26 protein-coding genes are annotated in these 26328 nt (G+C 62.5%); 10 read left to right on the top strand and 16 right to left on the bottom strand.

Features of this window, described 5'->3' with window-relative positions:
• Nucleotides 1–10: 10 nt before the first annotated feature.
• The 9 genes from A6B35_RS35640 to ssb all read right to left on the bottom strand — a co-directional run bounded on the left by A6B35_RS35640 (nucleotide 11) and on the right by ssb (nucleotide 8941).
• Entirely contained in the window at nucleotides 11–799 is a 789-nt protein-coding gene (locus A6B35_RS35640) for a response regulator transcription factor (protein WP_085983161.1), read from the bottom strand.
• A gap of 149 nt (nucleotides 800–948) precedes the next feature.
• On the bottom strand, nucleotides 949–1992 hold the full coding sequence (locus A6B35_RS18400; protein WP_065518231.1) for a hypothetical protein: 1044 nt from the start codon (nucleotides 1990–1992) through the stop codon (nucleotides 949–951).
• Between the two features lie 2 nt (nucleotides 1993–1994).
• Nucleotides 1995–3677 (bottom strand): HlyD family type I secretion periplasmic adaptor subunit, encoded by a 1683-nt coding sequence (locus A6B35_RS18395; RefSeq protein WP_006202055.1) that lies wholly within the window; start codon nucleotides 3675–3677, stop codon nucleotides 1995–1997.
• A gap of 65 nt (nucleotides 3678–3742) precedes the next feature.
• Entirely contained in the window at nucleotides 3743–5488 is a 1746-nt protein-coding gene (locus A6B35_RS18390) for a type I secretion system permease/ATPase (RefSeq protein ID WP_244425923.1), read from the bottom strand.
• Between the two features lie 232 nt (nucleotides 5489–5720).
• Nucleotides 5721–6146 carry a hypothetical protein gene (locus A6B35_RS35635; protein WP_006202053.1) on the bottom strand — a complete coding sequence of 142 codons (426 nt, stop codon included), beginning with the start codon at nucleotides 6144–6146 and terminating at the stop codon, nucleotides 5721–5723.
• Nucleotides 6147–6561: 415 nt separating this feature from the next.
• On the bottom strand, nucleotides 6562–7287 hold the full coding sequence (locus A6B35_RS18380; protein WP_006202052.1) for a hypothetical protein: 726 nt from the start codon (nucleotides 7285–7287) through the stop codon (nucleotides 6562–6564).
• 252 nt (nucleotides 7288–7539) lie between these two features.
• Nucleotides 7540–7965 (bottom strand): OsmC family protein, encoded by a 426-nt coding sequence (locus A6B35_RS18375; RefSeq protein WP_006202051.1) that lies wholly within the window; start codon nucleotides 7963–7965, stop codon nucleotides 7540–7542.
• A 31-nt stretch (nucleotides 7966–7996) separates the two neighbouring features.
• Complete coding sequence (locus A6B35_RS18370) at nucleotides 7997–8395, bottom strand: DUF2306 domain-containing protein (RefSeq protein WP_006202050.1); 399 nt, start codon at nucleotides 8393–8395, stop codon at nucleotides 7997–7999.
• Between the two features lie 27 nt (nucleotides 8396–8422).
• Nucleotides 8423–8941 (bottom strand): single-stranded DNA-binding protein, encoded by a 519-nt coding sequence (gene ssb / locus A6B35_RS18365; protein ID WP_006202049.1) that lies wholly within the window; start codon nucleotides 8939–8941, stop codon nucleotides 8423–8425.
• 185 nt (nucleotides 8942–9126) lie between these two features.
• Between ssb and A6B35_RS18360 the strand changes: the two genes are divergently transcribed.
• The 9 genes from A6B35_RS18360 (at nucleotide 9127) to A6B35_RS18320 (ending at nucleotide 17701) form a co-directional block, all read left to right on the top strand.
• Nucleotides 9127–9546 (top strand): cupin domain-containing protein, encoded by a 420-nt coding sequence (locus A6B35_RS18360; protein ID WP_244425921.1) that lies wholly within the window; start codon nucleotides 9127–9129, stop codon nucleotides 9544–9546.
• Nucleotides 9547–9590: 44 nt separating this feature from the next.
• Nucleotides 9591–9905, top strand: coding sequence for an ArsR/SmtB family transcription factor (locus tag A6B35_RS18355; protein WP_006202047.1), 315 nt, complete (start codon nucleotides 9591–9593; stop codon nucleotides 9903–9905).
• Nucleotides 9902–10378: an SRPBCC family protein gene (locus A6B35_RS18350; RefSeq protein WP_006202046.1), complete on the top strand. Its 477-nt coding sequence runs from the start codon at nucleotides 9902–9904 to the stop codon at nucleotides 10376–10378. The genes A6B35_RS18355 and A6B35_RS18350 overlap by 4 nt, the downstream gene beginning before the upstream one ends.
• Before the next feature lie 22 nt (nucleotides 10379–10400).
• Nucleotides 10401–11006 (top strand): ATP-dependent Clp protease proteolytic subunit, encoded by a 606-nt coding sequence (locus A6B35_RS18345; RefSeq protein WP_006202045.1) that lies wholly within the window; start codon nucleotides 10401–10403, stop codon nucleotides 11004–11006.
• Nucleotides 11007–11078: 72 nt separating this feature from the next.
• Entirely contained in the window at nucleotides 11079–11369 is a 291-nt protein-coding gene (locus tag A6B35_RS18340) for a hypothetical protein (RefSeq protein ID WP_006202044.1), read from the top strand.
• A 745-nt stretch (nucleotides 11370–12114) separates the two neighbouring features.
• Nucleotides 12115–15036, top strand: a complete 2922-nt coding sequence (uvrA, locus tag A6B35_RS18335; RefSeq protein ID WP_006202043.1) for an excinuclease ABC subunit UvrA — start codon at nucleotides 12115–12117, stop codon at nucleotides 15034–15036.
• Between the two features lie 31 nt (nucleotides 15037–15067).
• Nucleotides 15068–15538: a GNAT family N-acetyltransferase gene (locus A6B35_RS18330; RefSeq protein ID WP_006202042.1), complete on the top strand. Its 471-nt coding sequence runs from the start codon at nucleotides 15068–15070 to the stop codon at nucleotides 15536–15538.
• Between the two features lie 24 nt (nucleotides 15539–15562).
• On the top strand, nucleotides 15563–16369 hold the full coding sequence (locus A6B35_RS18325; protein WP_006202041.1) for a DUF72 domain-containing protein: 807 nt from the start codon (nucleotides 15563–15565) through the stop codon (nucleotides 16367–16369).
• Between the two features lie 180 nt (nucleotides 16370–16549).
• Nucleotides 16550–17701, top strand: coding sequence for a GGDEF domain-containing protein (locus tag A6B35_RS18320; protein WP_006202040.1), 1152 nt, complete (start codon nucleotides 16550–16552; stop codon nucleotides 17699–17701).
• Between the two features lie 14 nt (nucleotides 17702–17715).
• Here the strand turns inward: A6B35_RS18320 and A6B35_RS34570 are convergent, their stop codons facing one another.
• The 6 genes from A6B35_RS34570 to urtA all read right to left on the bottom strand — a co-directional run bounded on the left by A6B35_RS34570 (nucleotide 17716) and on the right by urtA (nucleotide 23943).
• Nucleotides 17716–17892 carry a hypothetical protein gene (locus tag A6B35_RS34570; RefSeq protein WP_006202039.1) on the bottom strand — a complete coding sequence of 59 codons (177 nt, stop codon included), beginning with the start codon at nucleotides 17890–17892 and terminating at the stop codon, nucleotides 17716–17718.
• Between the two features lie 261 nt (nucleotides 17893–18153).
• On the bottom strand, nucleotides 18154–18849 hold the full coding sequence (gene urtE / locus A6B35_RS18315; RefSeq protein WP_006202038.1) for an urea ABC transporter ATP-binding subunit UrtE: 696 nt from the start codon (nucleotides 18847–18849) through the stop codon (nucleotides 18154–18156).
• Between the two features lie 69 nt (nucleotides 18850–18918).
• Complete coding sequence (gene urtD / locus A6B35_RS18310) at nucleotides 18919–19665, bottom strand: urea ABC transporter ATP-binding protein UrtD (protein ID WP_006202037.1); 747 nt, start codon at nucleotides 19663–19665, stop codon at nucleotides 18919–18921.
• Nucleotides 19666–19668: 3 nt separating this feature from the next.
• A complete protein-coding gene (gene urtC / locus A6B35_RS18305) occupies nucleotides 19669–20898 on the bottom strand; it encodes an urea ABC transporter permease subunit UrtC (protein WP_006202036.1) in 1230 nt (409 codons plus the stop codon).
• The gene (urtB, locus tag A6B35_RS18300) at nucleotides 20895–22511 is read right to left on the bottom strand and encodes an urea ABC transporter permease subunit UrtB (RefSeq protein ID WP_006202035.1); all 1617 of its coding nucleotides are present in this window, start codon (nucleotides 22509–22511) and stop codon (nucleotides 20895–20897) included. The genes urtC and urtB overlap by 4 nt, the downstream gene beginning before the upstream one ends.
• Nucleotides 22512–22632: 121 nt before the next feature.
• Nucleotides 22633–23943 carry an urea ABC transporter substrate-binding protein gene (urtA, locus tag A6B35_RS18295; protein WP_040582718.1) on the bottom strand — a complete coding sequence of 437 codons (1311 nt, stop codon included), beginning with the start codon at nucleotides 23941–23943 and terminating at the stop codon, nucleotides 22633–22635.
• Nucleotides 23944–24248: 305 nt separating this feature from the next.
• Here urtA and A6B35_RS18290 point away from each other — a divergent pair, with 305 nt between their 5' ends.
• Nucleotides 24249–24644 (top strand): hypothetical protein, encoded by a 396-nt coding sequence (locus tag A6B35_RS18290; RefSeq protein WP_006202033.1) that lies wholly within the window; start codon nucleotides 24249–24251, stop codon nucleotides 24642–24644.
• A gap of 93 nt (nucleotides 24645–24737) precedes the next feature.
• On the opposite strand, the gene A6B35_RS18285 is transcribed toward A6B35_RS18290, so the two are convergent.
• Nucleotides 24738–26309 carry a GMC family oxidoreductase gene (locus tag A6B35_RS18285; RefSeq protein ID WP_006202032.1) on the bottom strand — a complete coding sequence of 524 codons (1572 nt, stop codon included), beginning with the start codon at nucleotides 26307–26309 and terminating at the stop codon, nucleotides 24738–24740.
• Nucleotides 26310–26328 lie beyond the last annotated feature (19 nt).

The raw sequence follows: 26328 nt of genomic DNA, 5'->3' as shown, positions 1-26328 counted from the left end.
AAATGCCCCGCTACAACCCTCCATTTGTAACGGGTCCGGCGTGCTGGGAGAGTACGACTGCTTCGGTCCGGTTTGTCGCATGCAGTTTTCGCATGATGTGCGAGATGTGCGACTTGACCGTATTCTGCGACAGATTGAGTTCGCTGGCGATGACCTTGTTAGACAGGCCGCGCAACAAGGATGCCATAACCTGTCGCTCGCGTTCCGTGAATATGGCGCAGGCCGTGTTGGCGATGGCAGGTGGCTCGGGCGCCATTCCGATCATGGTCGCGTTCGGGTGCAGGGCGACGATGTTCTCAGGTGAGACCGGCGTCCAGTCAGAGCAGCTCATGATCACCGATCGTGGAAAATAGACCCCGCCAGCCATCACGAGCCGAAAGGCCGCGAGCGCGATCTCGACGGAGGCGGAAGCCGCAATGTAGCCCCTGACGCCATATTTGCTGAGTTCGAAGATCATCGCGTCGGTTATCGCCGACTCGTCGATCTCCGTAAGCAGCACGAGATATCCCTCGCGCAGCGATCGACGAAGGTAGGCGAGGTTCTCCAGCACCCGCTCGTCCGTAACGATCGAGCTCCCTGTGTTGAGAGCCACGAGGCTGATGTCTTTGCCGACGATGGAATCCCAATGGTGCGCGGTCTCGATCTCCAGGATGGCGAATTCCTGGAACTCGGCGCGAAGAATCCGGGCCAGACAACTTCGCCATAGCGGATGGTGGTCGATAACGACAATGGAAGGGTGGTCATGCGCTGAGCCGTTCTGCTCGGCCGAAAACGAGAGAGTCAATTGCTTCCCCGTCATTGCCGCCCCAAGGCATCTAACCGTGTTAGCTGGCGCTAATCTACCGATAGTTCGCGATATGGTTAAGATTGAGCGCATTTGTTTCAAATGCGTTTGAATTGCGGGCAGAGCCAAGCAGTTTGCGGCCAGCTCGATGAATGTCGATTGGGCTAGATCAGAACAAGATCGGCCTGCACGATGGTCTGCTGCTCGACGGTCGCCGCCTGGATGGTGTCCAGATCCAAGTCGATTTCCCCGTTCCAGTCCTCGATGTCCACGACAGCACATTGATCGGCGTCGATCGTCTGCGTGACCAGGACACCCACATCGACGACATAGCGTTCTTCCAGCTCGTCCTCGATGTCGACGTCTATGTCCACGTCTTGATCCATCTCGATGCTTTGGTTCACGTCAACCGCGCCGCCAGGAGCTCCGTCGGTGATGCGCACGTCGATAGCCGTGTCTTGTTCAATCTCGATCGTGTCGCGCAGGAAAATATCCACATAGAGCACACCGTCGACATCGAACATATCGACGTCGATCTGGACATCCTGATCGATGCGCATGTCCTGATCGATCAGAACGAGGAAATGTCCGTCGCCGTCGATGATAACGGAAATGTCCGCGTCCTGGTGCATCATCAGGTCCTGGTCTATCTGCAGGCGCGTGACCACGTCGCCCACATAGCCGTTGACGATGATGCTGGCGTCCTGCTCGACCACCGCGACTTGCGTGACGTCGATGCTGTCGACGTCGTCGAATTCGGAAGGTATGCCATCGGCGTCGTGCCGCCGATGGCCGTCATCGCTTTCAAACTCGGACCGCTCATCCTGCCCTTCCTCCTCAGGGTGGGCAGATTCGCTGTCCACGTCCCGATGGGCGATCGCCGGCGGCTTCGGCGGAGCAAAGCTCTCGGCCACCAAAACGGGCATGACATGGGGCCACTCGGGGTCTCCCCCAGGTGCCTGCGCGCCATGGGAGACGATGGACGACGCCGGCCCCTTTATCGGCATCGGTGAGACTTCCCAATCGGTGTCTTGCTCGACAGGCGGCAAATCGACTGCCGGTTGAGTCGCCGATACGGCGACTGGGGGCGGCAACGTGGGAGTGTCGGCAAAGCTGCCAGCAAGCGCCATCTCCGGTCCGACGATTTCCTCCGGATCGGATTCCATGGCGGGCGGGAGATGCCGAGTGCCCGGGTCGACGCGATACATCGTCAATCCTCTCGAAAGGCACGATCGAAGGCGTCGAAAACCGGGCGCAGCGTGTAATGGGCTACCGTGAATTGTCCTGTCTTGATCAGCACTTCGACAGGCATTCCCGGCATGATATCGACCTCCGGCAATACGCGCAGGGAAGCATCGGTGATCCGGACACGGGCGGTGTAGTAGGGCCGCCTCGTTTCACTATCGATCAAACGGTCTGCAGAGACATAGGTGAGGACGCCCTCCACGGGTGGCACGCGGCGATGCTTGTAGGACAGCAGCCGGACGCGGGCCGGGAGACCTGGACGAACCAGGTCGATGTCTTCCGGTTTGACCTGGACCAGCACGATAAGGCGGTCATCACTCGGAACGAGGTCTACCAACGGCTCGCCGGGAGCTATGACCCCTCCGGTCGTATGGATGCGCAGATCGGTGATGGTGCCAGCCTCCGGCGCGCGAACCATCGTTCGGGCGAGCACGTCCCTTGCCGCCTGAATGCGTTCAATGAACTGCAGGATCTGTGCCTGGGTATCACGCAGGTTCTGCGCGACCTCGCTTTGGTGGTCGCTCTCGAGCTTGAAGATCATCGCCTGCGATTCTCCGACCGACTGTTCCGCACGTGATATCTGGGACGTCGCCTCGCCGATCCGTCCATCGATCTCCGCCTGTTCGCGTTCCAGCTGCCGCAGACGCCCGCGTGTCAGAAGGCGCTTGGCGACCAGGGGGGCGACGTCGGCAATCTCTCCCTTGATGATCGTCGCACGCGACGTGGCCGCCTGGGCCTGAAAACGCAGCCCGGCGATTTCCTGCTCGGTCTGGGCTATGCGCCGCTGGATCATGTCGATCCGCGATGAGTTGAGCCTGCGGCGGGTGTCGAAGATCCGGGTCTGCCCGGCGACTATACCCGCCGCGGCAGGATGCTTCCTGGCCGCCGCCACGATGTCCTGCGGAAACTGGATGCGCTCCCGGTCGTCGCGCTCGGCCACCAGGCGTGCCTCCAGGGCCAGCGCGTCCCAGAGTTGCATCTGGAGCATCTGGACGGTGGCGCGGGACTTCGTGTCGTCAAGGCCGATGAGGGGTTGGCCTGCGTACACCACATCGCCATCGTTCACCAGAATGCGCCCGACTATACCGCCCTCCAGATGCTGGATGGTCTTGCGGCTCGACTCGGCTTCGATGGCACCCGCTGCGATTGCGGCACTTTCCAACGGGGCGTAGGCCGCCCAGACGCTGAAGCCGATCATGAACACGCCGACGACCGCAAAGGCGCTCGCGAAAAGCAGACGCAGGCGATGGAACGGTGTCGCCGGCGGCGGCGGGATAGAAGCATGCGCATTGGTGACGGTGCGTTTCCAGCCGATCGTGGCGCGCTCCTCCCTGAGCCCGTTGCTGAAGTGCCTGCTTTCTCCGTTCGGGGCGTTGGCTGCTCCCAGGCCTCCTCGGCGCCTGGTCATGACCGTGCCGAGTGCCATCCGGCCTGCGCGCAGCCGGTCACCGACCGGCACGATTGAAGGAAACACGATTGAAGGAAAATTGGCGGTGATGCCGGCTAAGGACGTCCTTGCCGATGAAACCCATTGTCCGGCCGTCCCCCTCGTCGATTCCAGCCACCGAAGGCAGGCGGCGCCGAAGCCGATCACGAAAATGCCGGCGTCCGCCAGGATCTTTGCGCCGATGAGGCGCGAACGGCGCATCAGCGTTCTCGACCGCTGCGAGTGGATAGCCGCCAGGCAGAGTGCAACTATGTGGCTTGAGTGTTTCACGACACGCCGGATTGCTCCGCTGAAACGGGCCTCTTCGCTGTCTTGTGCCGTGCAGGCTCCAGGACGCCCTCACGGCCCAGGCGCCTGACGCTGCTGCGGGCAGTGATGATCTGTTGTTGTCCGGTCGGAACGGTGGCGCGCGCGGTCTTGATCTTGCCGGCGACTTCCCGACGGTTCCCGAAGGCGTTCATCATGCCATTGTCGAGCACCAGAACCTTGTCGGACATGTTCAGGACGCGAAGGCGTTGGGCGATGATGATGATCGTCGATCCCCGTCGGCGCATCTCCTGGATCGCCTGCCGCAAAGCCTCTTCGCCTTCGAAGTCGAGGCTGGCGTTCGGCTCGTCCAGCACGATGACGCGGGGATGTCCGAAGAATGCCCTCGCAAGGCCAAGCCTCTGCCGTTGCCCGCCGGACAGCCTCATGCCGCCCTCACCGATATCGGTTTCATAGCCCAGCGGAAGCCGCATGATCGTGTCGTGAAACCCCACCATGGCGGCGGCTGCGATCACCTCATCGGCCGATGCATCCTGCAGGCGGGCTATGTTCTCCCGGACAGTGCCGCCGAAGATCTCGATGTCCTGCGGAAGATATCCGAAGTGTCGGTGACCGCCGGCGGCCAGCCAGATTCCCATGTCCGCGCTGTCAAGGCGCACATGCCCGGCGGTCGGAGCGATCGTGCCGGAGATAAGGCGTCCAAGGGTCGACTTTCCGGCTCCGGAAGGACCGATCACGCCCAGGATCTCCCCCGGGTTGACCACAAAGCTCAGCCGGCGCAACGCCGCCGTGTTCGCGCCCGGCGGCAGGAAGGTTACCTGTTCAACGGACAACTGCCCATTGGGGCGTGGCAGTTCCATGGTTTTTCGAGGCTGCGGCGCAGCCGCCATGATCTTCCTGAGACGGACGTAGCCCAGGCGCACGCTCGAAACCGCCTTCCAGGTGCCGATGGCGGCCTCAACCGGCGCCAGGGATCGCCCGAGCAGGATCGATGTCGCAAAGATCGCCGCCGGGCTGACGTCCTGCAGGATCACCAGCCAAGCGGCACAGGCCATGACGATGACTTGGGCGAGCAGCCGGACGAAGCGAGCGAGGGACTGGATGACGTTGGCGCGTGCGGCGGCGGAGAGCTGGGCCTCTTTCGCCTGTGACTGATCGTCATTAAGCAGGCGGGCCACCCCTGGCAGCATGCCCATGGCGCTGATGACCTCGACATTGCGCAGGAGCGCCTCGAACCGGTGCTGGCTCTCTGCCCAGGCGGCACTGGAGCGGGCGAATGGCTTGCGAGTCGCTACCTCGTTGAGCGCCGCCAGACCGAACAGGACAACACACGCGACAAGGCCGATCAGGCCGAGAAGCGGATGCAACACGATCATTGCCAGAATGAAGATCGGCGTCCACGGCAGATCGAACAGAGAGGTGCAGGCGCTGCCGCCGAAGAAAGAGCGCAGGCCACCGATGTCACGCCAGGCCTGCGCCGCCGCGGCCGGATCGCTACGCAAGGCCGACTGGACAGCCGCTACAAGAACGGAGGTCTGGAGCCGGTCGTCGAGCCAGACGCCGATCCGGGCGAGGATCGCGCGACGCAGCGCTTCGAGTGTTGCGTGCACCGCCAGCGCCACGATCACGATCATCGTCAGCATTACCAGTGTGTCGAGGCTGTGGCTCGACAGGACATGATCATAGACATGCAGGAGATAGAGAGGGACTGTCAGAGCGAGCAGGTTGACGAAGAAGCTGAGCACGAAGACCAGGAGCAGCGAGACCCTGCAATGATGGAATGCGCGCTCCACTTCGGTCGTTGCAAAGGCCTTGGGGAAACTCATGGCTGACATGTCTCCGCGGCGGCGTCAGAGTGGCGGCCCGGCGCCGGCGGGAAGGGCAAGCCCGAGGCCGCACTCACCGCCGTGCCTCGTCACAGGCCGCCCCGGGGAAGCGCCCGGATGAAATCCGGACGCCCCTTACGAGCAAGACTTATCAGGCGAAGGCGAAATCGAAATTCACGTCTATGTCGGCGTCCTGTTCAGCGTACTGATCCTGGTCGACATCGACGTCGACGTGCTGTTTCTGGTCGACATCCACATCATTGTCGTTGTCTTGATCGACCTTGATGTCGGTGTCGTTGTCGTTGTCGGCATCGCCGTCGGCATCAGCGTCGGCGTCTGCATCGCTTTTGTCGTCGGCGTCGGCGCGGGCCTTGGCGTCGTTGTCGGTGTCTGCGTCCTGGTCGGTCTTGTTGTCGATGTCAGCATAATTTTCGTTGTCGATATCGACGTCGGAGTCCTGGTCGGTATCGACGTCTACGTCCTGATCCTGATCCTGATCGAGGTCCTGATCGATGTCGGCATCGACGTCGATGTTGAATTGGGTCGGATCAAATTTGCCGTAAGCTTTCTTAGACAAGGGTTCACCCTCCCTGTTCGAGGACAGCCGCCCTGCCGAGCACTTGCTTGCGGAGCGGACCGACGGTTACGATCCAAGCGGATCCTGAGGCAGCCCGCCGATGCAGCAAGCATCCCTGTTTCACGCTGTGGAAAATAGTTACCAATGAGCATTCGGCCCAAACGGCAATTGCCAGTGCAGGTTGGCTCGTCCTTATGGATGATGGACGACCCGAACAGGTGCACCACTCCGGGCAACCCAAAGTCGAAGCGGTGCTGCCGCGCGAGCCGAGGCACGAAAAAGCCGGGGCGAACCCCGGCTTGCTCCCCCAGAGCGGTTCAGCTTTTGATAGCAGCCGACCCATTCTAAGTGTTTGTTTTTCCGCAATTCCGGACGGAGAACCGCTACGCACTTTTCCTGCTCAGGCCATGAAAGTTCAGGCGTCGATGTCACTCAAGTCGACGATGATCCCGACATCTCCATCGACGGCGGCTTTCTCGTAAAGGTCGACATCGATGTCGGCCGCGCCATCGTTCTCCGCGACATCGACGGCGCCCAACAAAGCGGTCTTGATGAGGGCGGCGATGTCTACATCGACCTCGGCATCGAGGTCATCGCGGACTTCCACATCGACATCGACGTTGCCGTCAGTTTCGGTCTCCTGATTGATCTCGGCATCGAGGCTATCTTCGTCATCATCGTCCACGTCGACATCCAGATCGCTCTCGACTTCGACATCGTCCTCCACCTCCGCATCGATCTCGACGATGATGATCCCGTCGTCTTCGCTGACTTCGACATCGACTTCTATTCTCTGATCGACCTCGGGCCTCTGGTCGGCCGCGACGTCGATGTCCCGACCGCTGGGCTCGCCCGTTTCGCTCGCGATCTCTGCGTCCTGATCTATTTCGCCGCTCTGATCGACCTCCGCGTCGAGTTTGACGATAGCGGGCCGCGAACCGATGATCGACACCTCCATATCGACATCGTCGCTGGTCTCCGAGGCCTGGTTGACGCCGATGTCGACATGACGTGGATCCGCGGCATCGCGTTCAGAGATGTCGCGTTCTTCGTGGTCGGGTTCGGTGACTTCGGCGGCCCCATCCTCTTGCGAGTGGTCACGGAGCGTCGCGTCGTCCTTGGCCTTCTCGTCAGGCTCCATCGTGCGCCTCCATGGTGCATAGTCGGCGTCAGCGACCCAGCATCCCACCTTCCAAAACGCAGTGATAGACGCCAAGTCGGGTGAGGCCCGCGCTGCAGAAGGAACCACGGAACACTAGCCCGCAGGGTCTGAAACGACGCTGCTCCTGGCGGTATCACTCGTTGAGACTAATCCGTACGGCCATTCCGGATGTCCCACGGCGGCCGGAGTGTCCCCCGACGCGGTTTCTGCTCCCGTGGCAAACCGCCAATGCTACTTCGCCGAGGTGTCGATCAGTTCGAAATCGTGCGTAACGACCGCTGTCTTGGCCATCATGGCAGTCGCCGAGCAGTATTTTTCGATCGACAGGTCGATCGCCCGCTTCACCTTGTCGTGCGAGAGCGCCCTGCCCTTGACGGTGAAATGCATGTGGATGCGGGTGAACACCCTGGGCTCTTTCTCGGCTCGCTCGGCGTCGAGCTCGACGACGCAGTTCTCGACCGCCTCGCGACCCTTTTCCAGGATGTGGACGACATCATAGGCCGAGCAGCCGCCAGTGCCGATCAGCACCAGTTCCATCGGACTTGGTCCCGGCGTCCTGCCTTCCGGTTCGAAGGCGGTGCCCAGCACCACCTTGTGGCCGCTGCCGGATTCGCCGACAAAGGTGCGTTCCTCGACCCACTTTACCCGTGCTTTCACTGGTTTCTTCCCTGCAAGCGCATCGCGCTGACTACTGGCCGAACACGACCGCGTGCATGATGCGGCCGGGCAGCAGCGTAAAGATGCCGGCGCCGATCAGCGCGAAAACATAGAGCTTGATCATGGCGCCACGATGCGCGCTGACCTTATGGCTGTGCGCGTACCACACCGCCAGCGGCACGGTGACCAGCACCAGGATCGACAGCAGATGGATCGGGCTGAAAGGACCGATGAGGCGTATCTCCTGGATCCAGAAACTCGAGATGGCGATGACAAGCATCAGCGCCGCCCAGACATAGCCGACGACGCGATGGCGCGTCGTGCCCTTGGGCAGCGCCAGCTGCGTGGCGCCGGTCACCAATGCGGCAAAGGCCGCGAAGGCATGCCAGGGAATTGGAGGGGGCGCGGCAAGCAGCGGTCCCAGCGACATGGCGCCCTCTCCTGCAGTCGATTGGCCTCAGAACGGGATTTCGTCGTCCAGCTCGCGCGACGAACCGCCGCCGCCGCCCTTGGCGCCACCGCCGCCGCGGCTGAAACCTTCGTTCGGGCCGGACTGGCCGAAATCGGAACCACGGCTGCTGTTGCCGCCGCCGGCATAGTTGCCGACCTGGCCGCCGCCCTCGCCGCGCGCGTCGAGCATCTGCAATTCACCGCGGAATTTCTGCAGCACGATTTCGGTCGTGTAGCGGTCATTGCCGGTCTGGTCCTGCCATTTGCGCGTCTGCAACTGGCCCTCGACATAGACCTTCATGCCCTTCTTCAGATACTGCTCGGCGACCTTGGCGATCTGGTCGTTGAAGATGACGACGTTGTGCCACTCGGTCTTTTCCTTGCGCTCGCCGGAATTCTTGTCGCGCCAGCTTTCCGAGGTGGCGATGCGAATGTTGACGACCGGCTCACCCGAGTTCAGGCGGCGGATTTCCGGGTCCGCCCCGAGATTGCCCACCAGAATGACCTTGTTGATGCTACCCGCCATCATACTTCTCCGCGCTCATCCGAAACAAATTTTTGCCGACCGCACCTTACAGCCTACGGACAATCCCCGCCTGCTGTGGCTGCCTTTTCCCACAAGGTTTTTGTTCTTTTTTTGTTCTATTCTTGTCACTCTCGGCTGTCAAGGAATGTCACCAGGAGGTAGGGTGCCTGTTTGAAATTGCGAATATGTCGGGATCGAAAGGGCGGCGGCTGCGAATGAGAGTCATCGCACATATGGATCACCCGCGAGAGCAATGGCGGGCGGGCGTGGAAACCCGGATGCAGGTTTCCGCCGGCAACGGTGCCAGCCAGCTCTGCCTGTTTGAACAATGGGTTCAGCCGGGGGTTGGGGCTCCGACACATTGGCACTCGGTCGAGGAGGTGCTTACCGTCCTCAGCGGAACCGCCGAAATGTGGATCGACGACGACAGCATGACGCTGACGGCCGGGCAGTCGCTTCTCGTGCCTGCGGAGAGGAAGCACGGTTTTCGAAACGTCGGCACCGAGACGCTTCACATCAATGCCGTGCTGGCATCGCCGATCTTCGAGGCAGTTTTTGACGGATCTGCCGAGCCGGTGAGACGCTGGCTTCCGGCGGCGCCATAAAACAGCACTTGCCAAACCAATAAGTATACACTTATGCTTTGACCATGATCGAAGCAGAGATTTTTCGCGCCCTTGCCGACCCGACGCGGCGCGCCGTCTATGAGCGGCTTGCCGCCAGCGAGATGACGGTGTCGGAACTGCGCACCGGCATGACCGTATCGCAGCCGGCGGTCTCCCAGCATCTGGCGGTGCTGCGCGGCGCCGGCCTGGTCACCGAACGGCGGGCCGGCCGCAACGCATACTACCGCGCCGACCCGCAAGGGCTCGACCCGCTGCTCGGCTGGATCGAGCGCTACCGTGCGTTCTGGCCGGAGCGCATCGAAAGGCTGAAGGCTGTTTTGAAGGACATGGACCCATGACATTGAAAGAGAATGCGAAAAGCGCTGCGGACTCGCTCGAATTCGAATGCGAGCTGCCGGAACCGCCGGAGAAAGTGTGGCGCGCACTGACCGAGCCGAAGCTGCTCGCGGCCTGGATGATGCCCAACGACATCAGGCCCGAGATCGGCAGCCGCTTTGCCTTTGCCGGACCGGACGCGCCGATCGATTGCGAAGTCCTCGATGCCGAGCCCGGCAGGCTGCTGCGTTATTCCTGGCGCGAACGGCCGGAGCCGGACGATGCCAGCCAAGCGTTCGACAGCATCGTCACGTTTACCCTCGACCGTACGATTTCGGGCGGCACGCATCTGCGTATTGTCCATGACGGGTTCGCCCGGGCAGCAACGCCTGTGCTTGCCATGGCAGGCGCCGGCTGCCGGCTGTCGCTCGATGCACCCCAATCCAAACTGCCTGTCGCGGCGAATGCGCCGTACATGCTGCTGCGCGCGGCCTGAACAGGGAAATCGGAGAAGAAAGATGAGCGGCCTTGCCAATCTGGTGCCGATGGTGATCGAGCAATCGAGCCGCGGCGAACGCGCTTTCGACATTTTTTCGCGGCTGCTGCGCGAACGCATCGTCTTCATCAACGGCGAGATCAATGACGGCGTATCGGCGCTGGTCTGCGCCCAGCTTCTGTCGCTGGAATCCGACAATCCCGAGAAGGAGATATCGCTCTACATCAACTCGCCGGGCGGCGTGGTGACCAGCGGCTTCGCCATCTACGACACGATGCAATACATCTCCTGCCCGGTGTCGACCGTCTGCATGGGCTTTGCCGCCTCGATGGCTTCGTTCCTGCTGATGGCCGGCACGCCGGGGCGGCGCATCGCCCTGCCCAACACCAGCATCGTGCTGCATCAGCCGCTGGGCGGCTTCCAGGGCCAGGCTTCCGACATCCAGCGCCACGCCGAAGGCATACTGCGCACCAAGCGGCGGATGACCGAGCTTTATGCGCATCATTGCGGGCGTACTTACGAGGAGGTCGAGCGCACGCTCGACCGCGATTATTTCATGACCGCCGAAGAGGCGAAGGCGTGGGGTCTCGTCGACCATGTTTTCGACACCCGCAAGAAGGCTGCTTGAGAAGCAGCGGGCGCGCGGCAATTTGATCGCGTCGGTCTGGCCTCGCCAGCGGCGCGACACTATAGTTCAGCAATGACCGACATCCGCCTTTCCAGACTGGTTCGCACCGTCACCGCCGCCTTCGCCGGCGCCAGCATGCTGGCCGGATCCGCCTTTGCCGACGACAGCTCGACCCAGAAAGGCGCCCTTCCCGGCGTGACCGGCGACTATCGCATCGCCAAGCCGGCCCCGGAACCCGAACCCGACGACGCGCTGCCTGCCAGCGGCAACGGCCAGTTCAAGATCGGCGAAACCGATGTCAGGATTTCCGGCAGCATCACGGTCGATGTTGGCGCCGGTGCGATCAAGCCTTCCAACCGGTAGCTCTCGCTCGCGGCAACATCAGTCGGCTTTGCACCCCCCCTCAAACGAGCAGCCCCGCCGTTGCTTCCGCAAACGGACGGGGCTTTTTATGGATCTAAAATCCAACGTGTCGGTAGTGTTATACCGACTTTGATTTCGGATGCTTCGCGGCATTCAGCCGACGATCCGACCAGTGGTCTCTAATTGTCAGGGATCGGCAGGTCACGGTTTGTCGGGTCGGGCGCTCACGCCCACCCTGGCACTTATGCCTGCCGGGGCTCCAGCCATATGTGGAGCCTCAAGGGACTGTCCGGTGGCGTCATGCTCCACTCCTCTGTCCGTTGCGACATGTCGTCCGAAGCGCAAATCGCAAAAGCCTGCGGCGTCTCGCAAGCCGCCTGGGGCGGCGAGGCCATCGAAAGACGGCCGGCTCCGTTGACCCGTGGACACTGCGCCCCCGAGTCGGCAGCGTCAACCTTTGAATAGCCGGTTACGGAAAATGTGATCGCCGGGAGGTTACGTCCAGGTAAGGGCGACATGCCGGAACTGCCCAACGGAGTGCCCGCCGTTCCGGTTCTTCACAGCACTTTGTCAGGAGCGTGTTCGGCCTTTGTTCTTTCCGCTTGCCCCCTCGCGCGAAAGACGGTTAAAGGCTTCTGTCGAGATTTGTGGCGTCTCTCGACGTGGCGGCGAAAATACCTACATAGGGGATGGCCGGGAAAACCCGCCGATCCCACGAATTCCAGACCTGAGGCGGCGACCGGCGATGGCCGACCATAAATACCTTTCCATTCGCGGGGCGCGCGAACACAATCTGAAGAATGTCGATCTCGACCTGCCGCGTGACAGCCTGATCGTCATGACTGGCCTGTCGGGGTCCGGCAAGTCGTCGCTTGCCTTCGACACCATCTATGCCGAAGGCCAGCGCCGCTATGTCGAGAGCCTGTCGGCCTATGCGCGGCAATTCCTCGAAATGATGCAGAAGCCCGACGTCGACCAGATCGACGGCCTGTCGCCTGCCATCTCGATCGAACAGAAGACCACCTCGAAGAACCCGCGCTCGACGGTCGGCACCGTCACCGAGATCTATGACTACATGCGGCTTCTGTTCGCGCGCGTCGGCATCCCCTATTCGCCGGCCACCGGCCTGCCGATCGAAAGCCAGACTGTGTCGCAGATGGTCGACCGCGTGCTGGCCGTCGAGGAAGGCACACGCCTGTTCCTGCTGGCGCCGATCGTGCGCGGCCGCAAGGGCGAATATCGCAAGGAACTGCTGGAGCTGCAGAAGAAGGGCTTTCAGCGCGTCAAGGTCGACGGCGTCTTCTACGAGATCGCCGACGTGCCGGCGCTGGACAAGAAATACAAGCACGACATCGACGTCGTCGTCGACCGCATCGTGGTGCGCGGCGATCTGGCGACGCGACTTGCCGATTCCATCGAGACGGCGCTGAAGCTCGCCGAAGGGCTGGCGGTGGCCGAGTTCGCCGACCGACCGCTCGACGCCAGCCAGACCGGCGAGGATTCGGTCAACAAGTCAAAGAACGAGACGCATGAGCGCATCCTGTTCTCGGAAAAATTCGCCTGCCCGGTGTCCGGCTTCACCATTCCGGAAATCGAGCCCAGGCTGTTCTCCTTCAACAACCCGTTCGGCGCCTGTCCGACCTGCGACGGTCTCGGCAGCCAGCGCGCCATCGACGGCAATCTGGTCGTGCCGGACGAGAACGTGTCGTTGCGCGACGGCGCCGTCAGCCCGTGGGCGAAGTCGACCTCGCCCTATTACGCGCAGACGCTGGAGGCTTTGGGCAAGGCCTATGGCTTCAAGCTTGGCGACAAGTTCAAGGATCTGACCACTGAGGCCCAGGAGGCGATCCTGCGCGGCACCGGAGAGCGCGAGATCACCTTCCAGTATGATGACGGCCTGCGCTCCTACAAGACGACCAAGACTTTCGAAGGCGTCATCCCCAATCTCGAGCGGCGCTGGAAGGAGACCGAATCCGCCTGGATGCGCGAGGAAATCGAGCGCTTCATGTCGGCGACGCCCTGCCCCGTCTGCAAAGGCTACCGGCTGAAGCCGGAAGCCCTGGCGGTGAAGATCGCGGGAAAGCATATCGGCGAGGTGACCGAGCAATCGATCCGCAAGGCCGACCAGTGGTTCACCGAGCTGCCGGCGCAGCTCAACGACAAGCAGAACGAGATCGCGGTGCGGGTGCTGAAGGAGATCCGCGAGCGGCTGCGCTTCCTCAACGATGTCGGGCTCGACTATCTGACGCTGTCGCGCAATTCCGGCACGCTGTCGGGCGGCGAAAGCCAGCGCATCCGCCTGGCCTCGCAGATCGGCTCCGGCCTCACCGGCGTGCTCTATGTGCTGGACGAGCCTTCGATCGGCCTGCACCAGCGCGACAATGCACGCCTGCTCGACACGCTGAAGCATCTGCGCGACATCGGCAACACGGTCATCGTCGTCGAGCATGACGAGGATGCCATCCTGCATGCCGACTATGTCGTCGACATCGGCCCGGCCGCCGGCATCCATGGTGGCGAGATCATCGCCCAGGGAACGCCGCAGCAGATCATGGCGACGCCTGCCTCGATCACCGGCAAATATCTGTCGGGCGAGCTCGAAGTGGCGACGCCGGCGGTGCGGCGCGAGGCCAAGAAGAACCGGCGGCTGAAGATCGTCGGCGCGCGCGGCAACAATCTGAAGAACGTGACCGCCGAAATCCCGCTCGGCACTTTCACCGCTGTCACGGGTGTGTCGGGTGGCGGCAAGTCGACCTTCCTGATCGAGACGCTGTTCAAGGCGGCCTCGCGCCGCATCATGGGCTCGCGCGAGCATCCGGCGGATCACGATCGCATCGAGGGTCTCGAGTTCCTCGACAAGGTGATCGACATCGACCAGTCGCCCATTGGACGAACCCCACGCTCCAACCCGGCCACCTATACCGGCGCCTTCACGCCTATCCGCGACTGGTTCGCGGGGCTGCCGGAGGCCAAGGCGCGCGGCTACCAGCCGGGACGTTTCTCCTTCAACGTCAAGGGCGGCCGCTGCGAGGCCTGCCAGGGCGACGGCGTCATCAAGATCGAGATGCACTTCCTGCCTGACGTCTATGTCACCTGCGACGTCTGCCACGGCAAGCGCTACAACCGCGAGACGCTCGACGTGCTGTTCAAGGGCAAGTCGATCGCCGATGTTTTGGATATGACGGTCGAGGAAGGCGTCGACTTCTTCGCCGCGGTGCCCGGCGTGCGCGACAAGCTGGAGACGCTGAAGCAGGTTGGCTTGGGCTATATCCATATCGGCCAGCAGGCGACGACGCTGTCGGGCGGCGAGGCGCAGCGCATCAAGCTCGCCAAGGAACTGTCGCGCAAGGCGACGGGCAAGACGCTCTACATCCTCGACGAGCCGACCACCGGCCTGCATTTCCACGACGTCGCCAAGCTCTTGGAAGTGCTGCACGAGCTGGTCGACCAAGGCAACACGGTGGTGGTCATCGAGCACAATCTTGAGGTGATCAAGACCGCCGACTGGGTGCTCGACCTCGGCCCGGAGGGCGGCGACGGCGGTGGCGAGCTGGTCGCCTCCGGCACACCGGAAGCGGTCGTGCGCGAGAAGCGCAGCTATACCGGTCAGTTCCTCAAGGAGCTTCTGGAGCGGCGTCCTGGAGGCAAGCGCGAAGCGGCGGAGTAGGCGGACAGCGCGGTGTCTGGAGAGCTTTTGAATGACCATCAGACAAGCGCATGCCGGTGACCTACCCGCCGTCGTCTCGCTGACCGAATTTGCCTATGCGCCCTACACTGCCCTGTTCGGCGCGCCGCCAATCCCGGTCACCGAGGACTATGCGCCGCGGATCGAACGCGGCGAGGTCTGGCTGCTGGAGAGCGGCTCAGAACTGGCCGGACTGATCGTTCTCGAGCGGCATCCCGATCATGCGATGATCTTCAGCGTCGCAGTCTCGCCTGCCTTCCAGGGCAAGAAGCTTGGCATCAAGCTGCTCGATTTCGCCAAGGAGCAGACGCGGCTGTGGGGCTTGCCGGGGGTGCGGCTCTACACCAATTCGCGTATGGAGCGGAACATTGCGCTCTACGCGGCCTATGGTTTCCGGGAAACGGGTCGACGGCCCCATCCCTACCAGCCAGGATGGACAGTCGTCGACATGGCCAAGCCCGTCGACGGCGGTATGGCGGTCTGATTTTCGAGCATTGGGAGGACGACGATGAGCAGCCAGGGAAAAATCCGCGCCGGCATGGGCGGCTGGACCTTCGAGCCGTGGGACACGTCCTTCTATCCGGACAAGCTTTCCAAGGCCAAGCAGCTGCAATATGCCAGCCGTCAGGTGCCGAGCATCGAGGTCAACGGCACCTATTATTCGAGCTTCAAGGAACCGACCTTCGTCAAATGGGCCAGCGAGGCGCCTGATGGCTTCGTCTATTCGCTGAAGGGCAACCGCTTTGTCACCAACCGGCGCGTGCTCGGCGAGGCCGGTGAATCGATGACGAGATTCCTAGGCTCGGGGGTCGCCGCGCTCGGCGACAAGCTCGGGCCGATCCTGTGGCAGTTCGCGCCGACCAAGAAATTCGATCCGGACGATTTCGAAGCCTTTCTCAAGCTGCTGCCGGAAAAGCAGGACGGGGTTGCGCTGCGCCATGCGGTGGAAGTGCGGCACGACAGTTTTGTCGTGCCGGAATTCCCAGTCCTGGCGCGCAAGTACAAGGTGGCGATCGTCTATGCCGACCATGCCAAATATCCTGGGATTGCCGACGTCACCGGCGATTTCATCTATGCGCGGCTGCAGACCGGCAGCGACGACAATCCCGACTGCTACACACCGGAAGGGCTCGATGAGTGGGCGGCGCGGGTAAAGACCTGGGCGGAAGGCAAGGCGCCTGCCGATCTGCCACACGCCGACCCTTCGACCGAGGCGCCTGTCAAGCCGCGCGATGTGTTCGCCTACTTCATCACCGAAGGCAAAGTCCGCGCGCCCTTCGGCGCCATGGCGCTGATGAAACGGGTGATGGATTAGGCGGCGAGCCCTCACTGCATCCAGCAGCCCTGTCGGAACCTGCAGGGTATCTTGTCGGTGGCGATCCTCTAACGTTGTGAAATCTCGACATCTTCGCCGATATCGTAACCTTATCGATACCTCCTTGCTGCATGAATCCAACCGGGCGCTGAGCTGCACCAGCGCGGGCAAGGACGAGGCATGGCGCTCGACTACAACTCATTGCTGCTCGCGGTCGGCTTTTCCGCCGCCTGCCTGAGCCTGACGTTGTTCGGCATCTGGCTCACCGCGCGTTCGGAGAAATTCCTGCTGACCTGGGCGGTCAGCGTGCTGCTGGTTGTCGGCGACGTCTTTGCCTACAAGGCCTATATCGACAAGCCCGGGCCAATGCTCGGCGTCGCCACGCTCGCCCTGCTGCTGCTCGGCTTCTCGACCATGCTGGGTGCGGCCCACCAGTTCACGACAGGCCGTTCGCCGCTACCGCGTATCGCTCTCGGCGCCGGCATCTCACTTGCCGTGGCCCTGCCGCCAATGGCGCTCGGTTATGACGGACTGGGCTTCATGCTGGAGAATTCGTTCGCCGCGCTGCTTTTGTTCGCCACCGCTCTCGAATACTGGAGGGGGCGCAGCGAATCCCCCGTACCGATCATCGGTGTCGCGGCGCTCTATTCAATCACCGCGATATCCTTCCTGCTGTGCGCCATGGTTCTGGCATCGGACGGCAAACTCGTGCTTGGCCATGCGCCGAGGAATTGGGCCGAGGATCTGAGCCTTGTCATCGTCATCGCCTGCATGACCGGCATCGGCGCGCTGTCGCTGGCGCTCAACCAGGGGCGCCTAGCGCAGCATCATCGCCGCAATGCACTGACCGATCCGCTGACCGGCCTGCTCAACCGGCGCGCGCTGTTCGACCTGCATGGCAATGCGCCGGTCGGCGCCTTCACGGCGGTGGTGGTGTTCGACCTCGACGGCTTCAAGGCCATCAACGACGAGTTCGGCCATGCTACAGGCGATGAAGTGCTGAAAGTGTTCGCCGAGGAGCTTACCGCCAATCTGCTGCCGAGCGATGCCGCCGCGCGCATGGGCGGCGAGGAATTCGCGCTGGTCCTCAAGCGAACCTTGCCCGAGAAGGCGGAATTTGCCGCCGAACGGATCCGCGCGTCTTTCGCAGCGCGGCGGATCGAGACCGAGACGCGCCCCCTGTCGTGCACGGTCAGCGCGGGCTATGCCTTCGGCAGCAAGGACGGCATGAGCTTCGACAAGGTGCTCAGCGCCGCCGACAAGGCGCTCTATGCCGCCAAGCGCGACGGCCGCAATCGTGTGCTTGCCTCGACGTTCAGGCGAACGGGCTAACAGCTTCGCCGGCGCTATGACGCCATGACGATCTCGTTGTAGGCATCGAGGTCGACGTAGAACACCTTGGTGATTTCGCCGATCAGTTCGTCGGGATCGTAGCCCTGCGACCTCAAAATGTTGATGGCGGTGATGATGTCGACGCGCTCGGTGAGCCGCCGTTTCTGGTAGTCCTCGACAAAACGCTCCATTGGCCGTTCCCCAAGCCAGATTGCCCAAACGCGTTGAACAACTCAGATCGCAGGAGGAGGATAGGAGGCCATGCTTGCGTGGAACTTGCCGCCGAGCCCGCGCCGTCCCTTTGATCTGACCCAAAAACAGACTGGTACGGAAAGTGGCCGACTCACCAAAGCCAAGCAAAGAGTAGCACGCAGTTCTTGGCGCGCCAGAGTTGCAGACAGCATGATTGGAGAATGACTGGAGCCGCCGGAGAAGAAAGGCCGACGAACGGTCTAGACTGTCAGAAACTTCCTGACATCCGCGCGGTCGAGATCTTCCGCCGGGCCAGTATGGACGATCTGGCCACGGTCCATGATGTTGACCTCGTCGGCAAGCTCGCGGCAGAAGTCGAGATATTGCTCGACCAGGAGCACGGCAATGCCGGCCTGGTCGCGCAGATAGCGGATGGCGCGGCCGATATCCTTGATGATCGACGGCTGGATGCCTTCGGTCGGCTCGTCGAGCACTAACAGCTTCGGCCGCATGACGAGCGCCCTGCCGATGGCGAGCTGCTGCTGCTGGCCGCCGGACAGGTCGCCGCCACGACGACCCAGCATCTGCTTCAGCACCGGAAACAGCTCGAAGACATGGCCCGGAATGTTGCGGTCGGCGCGCTTCAGCGGGGCAAAGCCCGATTCGAGGTTTTCCCTGACCGTCAGCAGCGGAAAAATCTCCCTGCCCTGCGGTACGAATGCGATGCCCGACCGGGCGCGGTCATACGCCGCGCTCCGGTCGAGCGCCTTCCCCTCGAAGGCAACACTTCCGCTCGTCAGCCGGTGGTGGCCGACGATCGATCTCATCAAACTGGTCTTGCCGACGCCGTTGCGGCCGAGCACGCAGGTGATCTTGCCCGCTCCTGCCTTCAGCGACACGCCGCGCAGCGCCTGGGCGGCACCGTAGTGAAGCGTGGCATTCGAAACTTCGAGCATGTCAGCGCCTTCTCCAGAACCTGAGAAACGACAGATCGAAGCGATGAAATTGCACCCGCCAGACCATGATCATCTCCCGAGATAGACTTCGACGACACGCTCGTCGGCCGAAACGAAATCGAGCGAGCCTTCGGACAGCACCGAGCCTTCATGCAGGCAGGTGACCTTGACGCCGAGTTCACGCACGAAATGCATGTCGTGCTCGACGACGACGACCGAATGGTCGCGAGCGATATCCTTGAGCAGGCGCGCGGTCTCCTCGGTCTCGGCGTCGGTCATGCCAGCGACCGGCTCATCGACCAGAAGCAGTTTTGGATCCTGCGCCAGCAGCATGCCGATCTCCAGCCACTGCTTCTGGCCGTGGCTCAGATTGGCGGCGAGTTCGTTGCGCTTGTCGCCGAGTCGGATAATGCCGAGGATATCGTCGATCCGCCGCGCCTCGGCCGCCGAGCGGCGATGGAACAGCGCCGGGAAGATCGAGCGCGGGCCCTTGAGCGCCAGCATCAGATTCTCTTCGATGCTGTGGCTTTCGAAGACGGTCGGCTTCTGGAATTTCCGGCCGATGCCCATCATGGCGATCTCGGCCTCGTCGTGTTTGGTAAGATCGACCTGGCCGTCGAAGAACACCTCGCCCTCGTCGGGGCGCGTCTTGCCGGTGACAATGTCCATCATGGTCGTCTTGCCGGCGCCGTTGGGACCGATGATGGCGCGCATCTCGCCCTTGTCCAGCACCAGCGACAGATTGTTGATGGCGCGGAAACCGTCAAAGGAGACCGAGACGCCGTCGAGATAGAGGATCGTGTTCGACTTCGACATCGCTCACTCCGCCGGCTGTGGTTCGGGGCCGGACGCGGACCAGTCACCCGGCTTTGTCGCCGCGCTGCGAACGACCTTCGGCGGCGGGACATCGGGATCGGTGCCGGCTTCCTCGGCGAGCGAGGCCGCGCGCTGCGCCCTGGCGTTGCCGCGCCATGAGTCCCACATGCCGATGATGCCCTTGGGCAGGAACAGCGTGACGGCGACGAACAATCCGCCAAGCGCGAACAGCCAGAATTCCGGCAGCGCGCCGGTGAACCAGGATTTGCCGGCGTTGACCAGCAGAGCGCCGATGATCGGCCCGACGATTGTGCCGCGGCCGCCCACGGCGGCCCAGACCACGACCTCGATCGAATTGGACGGTTCGAACTCGCCGGGATTGATGATGCCGACCTGCGGTACGTAGAGCGCACCGGCAATGCCGGCCATCACCGCCGACACGGTGAAGGCGAACAGTTTGACGTTCTCGGCCCGCCAGCCGAGGAAGCGCGTGCGGCTCTCGGCATCGCGCACCGCCATCAGGAGCTTGCCGTATTTGGACCCGACGATCGCCCAGGTGATGAAGACGGCGAGCGCAAGCGTGATCGCGCTGGCCGCGAATAGGGCCGAGCGCGTCGCGTCGGCCTGCACGTTGAAGCCGAGAATATCCTTGAAGTCGGTCAGGCCGTTATTGCCGCCAAAGCCCATGTCGTTGCGGAAAAAGGCGAGCAGCAGCGCGTAGGTCATCGCCTGGGTGATGATCGACAGGTAGACGCCGGTGACGCGGCTGCGGAAGGCGAACCAGCCGAAGACGAAGGCGAGCAGGCCAGGCACGGCCAGCACCATGATCGCCGCGACCCAGAAATGGTCGAACCCGTACCAGAACCAGGGCAGTTCCTTGTAGTTCAGGAACACCATGAAGTCGGGCAAGATGGGATTGCCGTAGACGCCGCGCGAGCCGATCTGGCGCATCAAATACATGCCCATCGCATAGCCGCCGAGCGCGAAGAAGGCGCCATGGCCGAGCGAGAGGATGCCGCAATAGCCCCAGACCAGATCGAGCGCCAGAGCAAGCAGCGCGTAGCAGAGATACTTGCCGGTGAGCGCAACGATGTAGGACGGGATATAGAAGGCGCTCGCCGGCGACACCGCGAGATTGAGCAGCGGTACGATGATCGCGGCCGCCAGCAGGATGAGAATCGTGATGGCGATGCGGCGGTCCGCACCGGCGGCGAAGAAGCGTCCGGTGATCATGCTTCCACCGCCCTGCCCTTGAGCGCGAACAGGCCGCGCGGGCGCTTCTGGATGAACAGGATGATGAGGACGAGAACGACGATCTTGCCGAGCACGGCGCCGGCATAGGGCTCGAGGAACTTGTTGACGATGCCGAGCGAAAAGGCGCCGACCAGCGTGCCCCAGAGATTGCCGACGCCGCCGAAGACCACGACCATGAAGCTGTCGATGATGTAGCCGCGGCCGAGATTGGGCGAAACATTGTCGATCTGGCTGAGCGCGACGCCGGCGATGCCGGCAATGCCGGAGCCGAGCGCAAAGGTCAGCGCGTCGACCCATGGCGTCCTTATGCCCATGGAGGCGGCCATGCGGCGGTTGGCGGTGACGGCACGCATCTGCAAGCCCCAGGGCGTGCGCTTCATCACGTAGAGCAGCACGGCGAAGGCGCCGAGCGCGAAGACCAGAATCCACAGCCGGTTCCAGGTCACGGCCAACTGGCCGATGTCGACGGAGCCAGACATCCAGGACGGGTTGCCGACCTCCTGGTTGGTCGGCCCGAAGATCGAGCGCACGGCCTGCTGCAGGATCAGCGAGACGCCCCAGGTCGCCAGGAGGGTTTCGAGCGGCCGGCCATAGAGAAAACGAATGACGCCGCGCTCGATGATGAGCCCGACAAGGGCGGCAACGAGAAAGGCGAGTGGCAGGGCGATGACCAGCGACCAGTCGAACAGGCCGGGAAAGGAGGTGCGGATCACCTGCTGGACGACGAAGGTGGTGTAGGCGCCGAGCATGACCATCTCGCCATGCGCCATGTTGATGACGCCCATGACGCCAAAGGTGATGGCGAGGCCGATCGCGGCGAGCAGCAGCACCGAACCCAGCGAGATGCCGTACCAGATGTTCTGGCCGGCATCCCAGAGCGCCAGCGACGAGTTGATGCTGCCGATCGCCGCCGTCGCGGCGTCCTTGACCGCGCCTTGCGAATTCGCCTCCACCGAGGTGAGCAGCGAGAGCGCGTCGCGGTCGCCACGTGCGCCGATCAGGGCGACGGCAGCGAGCTTGTCGGCCTCGGGTCTTTCGGAAACAAGAACCGACGCCGCCCGGGCCTGTTCGAACAGCGCCTTGACGTTGGCGTCGGTTTCAGCAGCGATGGCCGAATCGAGCGGTTCGATGTTGGCGGCATCGGGGGTCTTGAACATGGTGTCGGCGGCGGCAATGCGGACAGTCGGATCCTTGGCGCGTAGCGTCAGCGTGCCCAGCGCGTCGCGGATGACGCGGCGCAGCGTGTTGTTGACCTTGATCTTGGTGATGTCGGCCTTGGCGGCCTCGGCCGATTTCTCACCGCTCAGCGGGTCGAGCAAGGCGACGCTGTCGCCGGCCTCCGTGCCGACGAAGACCGCGGAATCGGCCTTGCGGATGTAGAGATTGCCTTCGGCCAGTGCCGCGAGTGGGCGTTCGACCAGAGGGTCGCCAGTGGCTGCAAGTTCACGCACCACGGCCTCGGTGGCCGAAAAGCCGGTGCCGGTGGCGAATTTGGCGATTATGGCGCGCAGATCAGCCTCGGCTGCGTTCGACGGCAACAGGCTTGCCATCAGGAACAACAGTGTGAGACCGAGAGCGCGCAACAGGATCATCCGTTCAGATACTCTTCTGTGATCTGGAATTGCGCGTCCGGGCGGACTGGAGGAAAAGCTCGCCCGGACGCTTCGCGGCCTGGGTCGCGGAAGAATCCGCGACCGGTCAGACCCGGGAGGATTAGTTGGTCCCCTTGCCGCCGCACTTGCCGGTGGCGACGTTGAAGTTGCCGCAGGACAAAGGCGCGCGCCAATCGGAGATCAGGTCCTTGGAGTCCGGCAGGTAGTCGGACCATTCGTCGCCCATCACGAGGCCGGGGGTCTGCGACACCGTCTCGAACTGGCCGTCGGCCTGGATCTCGCCGATCAGCACTGGCTTGGTGATGTGGTGGTTCGGCATCATGGTCGAATAGCCGCCGGTCAGGTTCGGCACGGAGACGCCGATCATGGCGTCGATGACCTTGTCCGGATCGGTGGTGCCGGCCTTTTCGACCGCCTTCACCCACATGTTGAAGCCGATATAGTGGGCTTCCATCGGATCGTTGGTGGTGCGCTTGTCGTTCTTGATGAACTTGTGCCAGTCGGCGATGAACTTCTTGTTCTCCGGCGTGTCGACGCTTTCGAAGTAGTTCCAGGCGGCGAGATGGCCGACCAGCGGCGCGGTGTCGAGACCGGCAAGCTCTTCCTCGCCGACCGAGAAGGCCATGACCGGGATGTCCTCGGCCTTGATGCCCTGGTTGCCGAGCTCCTTGTAGAACGGCACGTTGGCGTCGCCATTGACGGTGGAGACGACAGCGGTCTTCTTGCCGGCCGAACCGAACTTCTTGATCGCCGAAACCTCGGTCTGCCAGTCGGAGAAGCCGAACGGCGTATAGTTGACCATGATGTCCTCGGCGGCGACGCCCTTCGCCTTGAGATAGGCTTCGAGTATCTTGTTGGTGGTGCGCGGATAGACATAGTCGGTGCCTTCCAGCACCCAGCGCTTCACCGAACCGCCGTCCTCGCTCATCAGATAATCGACGGCGGGAATCGCCTGCTGGTTGGGCGCGGCACCCGTGTAGAACACGTTGCGCTCGCTTTCCTCGCCCTCATACTGGACGGGATAGAAGAGGATGTTGTCGAGCTCGGAGAACACCGGCAGTACCGACTTGCGCGACACCGAGGTCCAGCAGCCGAACACGGCGGCGACCTTGTCCTTGGAGATCAGCTCGCGCGCCTTTTCGGCGAACAGCGGCCAGTTGGACGCCGGATCGACGACGACCGCTTCGAGTTTCTTGCCGAGCAGACCGCCCTTGGCATTCTGCTCCTCGATGAGCATCAGCATGGCGTCCTTCAGCGTCGTCTCCGAAATCGCCATGGTCCCCGACAGCGAGTGCAGGATACCGACCTTGATCGTGTCGTCCGCCGCCCTCGCGGGAGCCGACGCCAACAGGCCGGCAGCAACCACGCTTGCCGAAAACATTTTTGTTATTTTTGAGAAATTTCCCCTCATATTCCACACTCCCGAGCTGGTTGATTGCACCGCAACAAAGCTATGCAACCACCGTGCCAAACTGTGAAATGAGGTCGGTTGATCCTGGATATCCAAGCCTTATCAGCCGGTTACTATATTAGATGCCAAGCATGAATGGCGCCGACCGAAATCTTGAATGAGGAGAAATTGCGCACATCTGCCTAGATTTTGCCCAAATCCGACCAATGCCTAAATTTTGAGCCCGCAACATCAGGACGACATGCGTCAACGGTTGCGGCCCGGCATGGAGATGAGGCAAGGTCGGCCTTCACGCGAGCGACGTCATGGCATCCAGGATTTCTTGCATTTTCAGCATCGTGCTTCTGTCTGCCAGCACGGTTGGCGCACGTGCCGACTTCACTGACGGCAAGCTGCCGGACGGGACCTATCATTGCGAGGTCTACCTGCTCGGCCTGTTCTTCAACCTCGGCGACATCACCATCAAGGGCAACGTCTATACCGGCCCTGTGACGTTCGGGACCGCGCCCCAAGCCTACAACTACCAGATGGACGCCAACGGCGTGATCAGTTGGCTTGGCCCTCTCGGTGGCTACTCGACCGGCGGCAATTCGATCTCGATGACGCAAGCCACCCTGGATGGCCAGACCAGCCCTTCCTTCGACATCATCATGAAGCAACCCGACGGCGCCTTTACGGCCTCGACCTGCACCAAGGGCTGAGCGGCGACGCCTGGCGTTGGCCACCGCCTCAGTAAAAAAAGGCGCGGAACATGCCAGATATGTTCCGCGCCTGTAGGCAGTCGGGAGGAGTGCCTAAATGCTCTTTTCCGACATCTGGTTGGCGATGTAGTCGGCCTGGCGGATCGCCAGCGAGACGATCGTCAATGTCGGGTTCTCGGCCCCGCCGGTGGTGAACTGGCTGCCGTCGGACACGAACAGGTTCTTGATGTCGTGCGCCTGGCCATGCTTGTTGACGACGCCATCTTCCGCCTTCTCGCTCATCCGGTTGGTGCCGAGATTGTGGGTCGAAGGATAGGGCGGCGTCGGGAACGTCCGGGTGGCGCCTACCGCCGCATAGAGCGCCTGACCCTGTTTATAGGCGTGATCGCGCATTGCGGTGTCGTTGGCATGGTCGTCGAAATGGACGTCGGCGATCGGCATGCCATGCTCGTCCTTCTCGTCGGCATGCAAGGTGATGCGGTTTTCCGCGCGCGGCATGTCCTCGCCGACGATCCACAGGCCCGCCATGTGGTCGTAGTGGTCGAGCGCAGTGGTGAAGGAACGGCCCCAGCCGCCGGGATTGAGGAACGCGGCCATGAACGGCAGGCCGAGTGCGAGCGTCTCCATTTCATAGCCACCGACGAAGCCGCGTGAAGGATCATGACGCGCCTCGTCGCGGATGATGCCGGCCATGGTGGTGCCGCGATACATGTGCACCGGCTTGTCGAAGATGGCGTAGACCGAACCGGTGGTGTGGCGCATGTAGTTCTTGCCCACCTGCCCCGACGAATTGGCGAGCCCGTTCGGGAATTTGGCTGATTCCGAATTGAGCAGCAGGCGCGGGCTCTCGATGGAATTGCCGGCAACCGCGACGATGCGGGCCTTCTGCTCCTGCAGCTTGCCGTCCTTGTCGGCGTAGACGACGCCGGTCACCTTGCCGCTGGCGTCATGGTTGATCTTGACCGCCATGGCATTCGGCCTGACCTCGAGGTGGCCGGTCGCCTCGCCCTTGGGGATCTCCGTGTAGAGCGTCGACCATTTGGCGCCCCATTTGCAGCCCTGGAAGCAGAAGCCGGTCTGCTGGCAGGACATGCGGTCGTCACGATCGACCGAATTGATGGCCATGTTGCCGGTGTGGCATTCCTTGTAACCAAGCTTGTCGGCGCCGGCCTTCAGCACCTTGAAGTTGTTGTTGCCAGGCAGCCGCGGCCAGTCATTGGTGCCGGTGACGCCCATCTTGGCTTCGGCCTTGGCATAATAGGGTTCCATCTCGGCCAGCGTGATCGGCCAGTCGAGCAGGCTGGCGCCGTCCACCTTGCCGTAGGTCGAATGCGCCTTGAATTCGTGCTCCTGGAAGCGCAGCGAGGCACCTGCCCAATGAGTGGTCGAGCCGCCGACGGATTTGACGATCCAGGCCGGCAGGTTGGGGAAATCCCTCGCCACCCGCCAGTCGCCCGAGGTCGTGCGCTTGTCCTTCCAGGCAAGCTGGGTGAAGGAGTCCCACTCGTCGTTGACGAAGTCATCATATTCGTGACGGGCGCCCGCCTCGAGGATGACGACATCGACGCCCTTCTGTGCGAGTTCGTTGCCGAGCGTGCCGCCGCCGGCGCCCGAACCGATGATGACGACCACGCCGTCATTGTTGAGATCAAATGGTGCTGCCATGGTTTCCTCCCATGATGTC

Origin of the sequence: Mesorhizobium amorphae CCNWGS0123 (genome assembly GCF_001686985.1) — a bacterium.
Lineage (GTDB): Bacteria > Pseudomonadota > Alphaproteobacteria > Rhizobiales > Rhizobiaceae > Mesorhizobium > Mesorhizobium amorphae.
This window is presented reverse-complemented; position numbering and strand designations above follow the sequence as displayed.

Excerpts from the sequence above, each read along its gene's own strand:
- A6B35_RS35640 (WP_085983161.1), bottom strand. The coding sequence starts at position 799 with ATGACGGGGAAGCAATTGACTCTCTCGTTTTCGGCCGAGCAGAACGGC.
- A6B35_RS18400 (WP_065518231.1), bottom strand. The coding sequence starts at position 1,992 with ATGTATCGCGTCGACCCGGGCACTCGGCATCTCCCGCCCGCCATGGAA.
- A6B35_RS18395 (WP_006202055.1), bottom strand. The coding sequence starts at position 3,677 with ATGCGCCGTTCGCGCCTCATCGGCGCAAAGATCCTGGCGGACGCCGGC.
- A6B35_RS18380 (WP_006202052.1), bottom strand. The coding sequence starts at position 7,287 with ATGGAGCCTGACGAGAAGGCCAAGGACGACGCGACGCTCCGTGACCAC.
- A6B35_RS18370 (WP_006202050.1), bottom strand. The coding sequence starts at position 8,395 with ATGTCGCTGGGACCGCTGCTTGCCGCGCCCCCTCCAATTCCCTGGCAT.
- ssb (WP_006202049.1), bottom strand. The coding sequence starts at position 8,941 with ATGGCGGGTAGCATCAACAAGGTCATTCTGGTGGGCAATCTCGGGGCG.
- A6B35_RS18360 (WP_244425921.1), top strand. The coding sequence starts at position 9,127 with ATGTCGGGATCGAAAGGGCGGCGGCTGCGAATGAGAGTCATCGCACAT.
- A6B35_RS18355 (WP_006202047.1), top strand. The coding sequence starts at position 9,591 with ATGATCGAAGCAGAGATTTTTCGCGCCCTTGCCGACCCGACGCGGCGC.
- A6B35_RS18350 (WP_006202046.1), top strand. The coding sequence starts at position 9,902 with ATGACATTGAAAGAGAATGCGAAAAGCGCTGCGGACTCGCTCGAATTC.
- A6B35_RS18345 (WP_006202045.1), top strand. The coding sequence starts at position 10,401 with ATGAGCGGCCTTGCCAATCTGGTGCCGATGGTGATCGAGCAATCGAGC.
- A6B35_RS18340 (WP_006202044.1), top strand. The coding sequence starts at position 11,079 with ATGACCGACATCCGCCTTTCCAGACTGGTTCGCACCGTCACCGCCGCC.
- uvrA (WP_006202043.1), top strand. The coding sequence starts at position 12,115 with ATGGCCGACCATAAATACCTTTCCATTCGCGGGGCGCGCGAACACAAT.
- A6B35_RS18330 (WP_006202042.1), top strand. The coding sequence starts at position 15,068 with ATGACCATCAGACAAGCGCATGCCGGTGACCTACCCGCCGTCGTCTCG.
- A6B35_RS18325 (WP_006202041.1), top strand. The coding sequence starts at position 15,563 with ATGAGCAGCCAGGGAAAAATCCGCGCCGGCATGGGCGGCTGGACCTTC.
- A6B35_RS18320 (WP_006202040.1), top strand. The coding sequence starts at position 16,550 with ATGGCGCTCGACTACAACTCATTGCTGCTCGCGGTCGGCTTTTCCGCC.
- A6B35_RS34570 (WP_006202039.1), bottom strand. The coding sequence starts at position 17,892 with ATGGAGCGTTTTGTCGAGGACTACCAGAAACGGCGGCTCACCGAGCGC.
- urtE (WP_006202038.1), bottom strand. The coding sequence starts at position 18,849 with ATGCTCGAAGTTTCGAATGCCACGCTTCACTACGGTGCCGCCCAGGCG.
- urtD (WP_006202037.1), bottom strand. The coding sequence starts at position 19,665 with ATGTCGAAGTCGAACACGATCCTCTATCTCGACGGCGTCTCGGTCTCC.
- urtC (WP_006202036.1), bottom strand. The coding sequence starts at position 20,898 with ATGATCACCGGACGCTTCTTCGCCGCCGGTGCGGACCGCCGCATCGCC.
- urtB (WP_006202035.1), bottom strand. The coding sequence starts at position 22,511 with ATGATCCTGTTGCGCGCTCTCGGTCTCACACTGTTGTTCCTGATGGCA.
- urtA (WP_040582718.1), bottom strand. The coding sequence starts at position 23,943 with ATGAGGGGAAATTTCTCAAAAATAACAAAAATGTTTTCGGCAAGCGTG.
- A6B35_RS18290 (WP_006202033.1), top strand. The coding sequence starts at position 24,249 with ATGGCATCCAGGATTTCTTGCATTTTCAGCATCGTGCTTCTGTCTGCC.
- A6B35_RS18285 (WP_006202032.1), bottom strand. The coding sequence starts at position 26,309 with ATGGCAGCACCATTTGATCTCAACAATGACGGCGTGGTCGTCATCATC.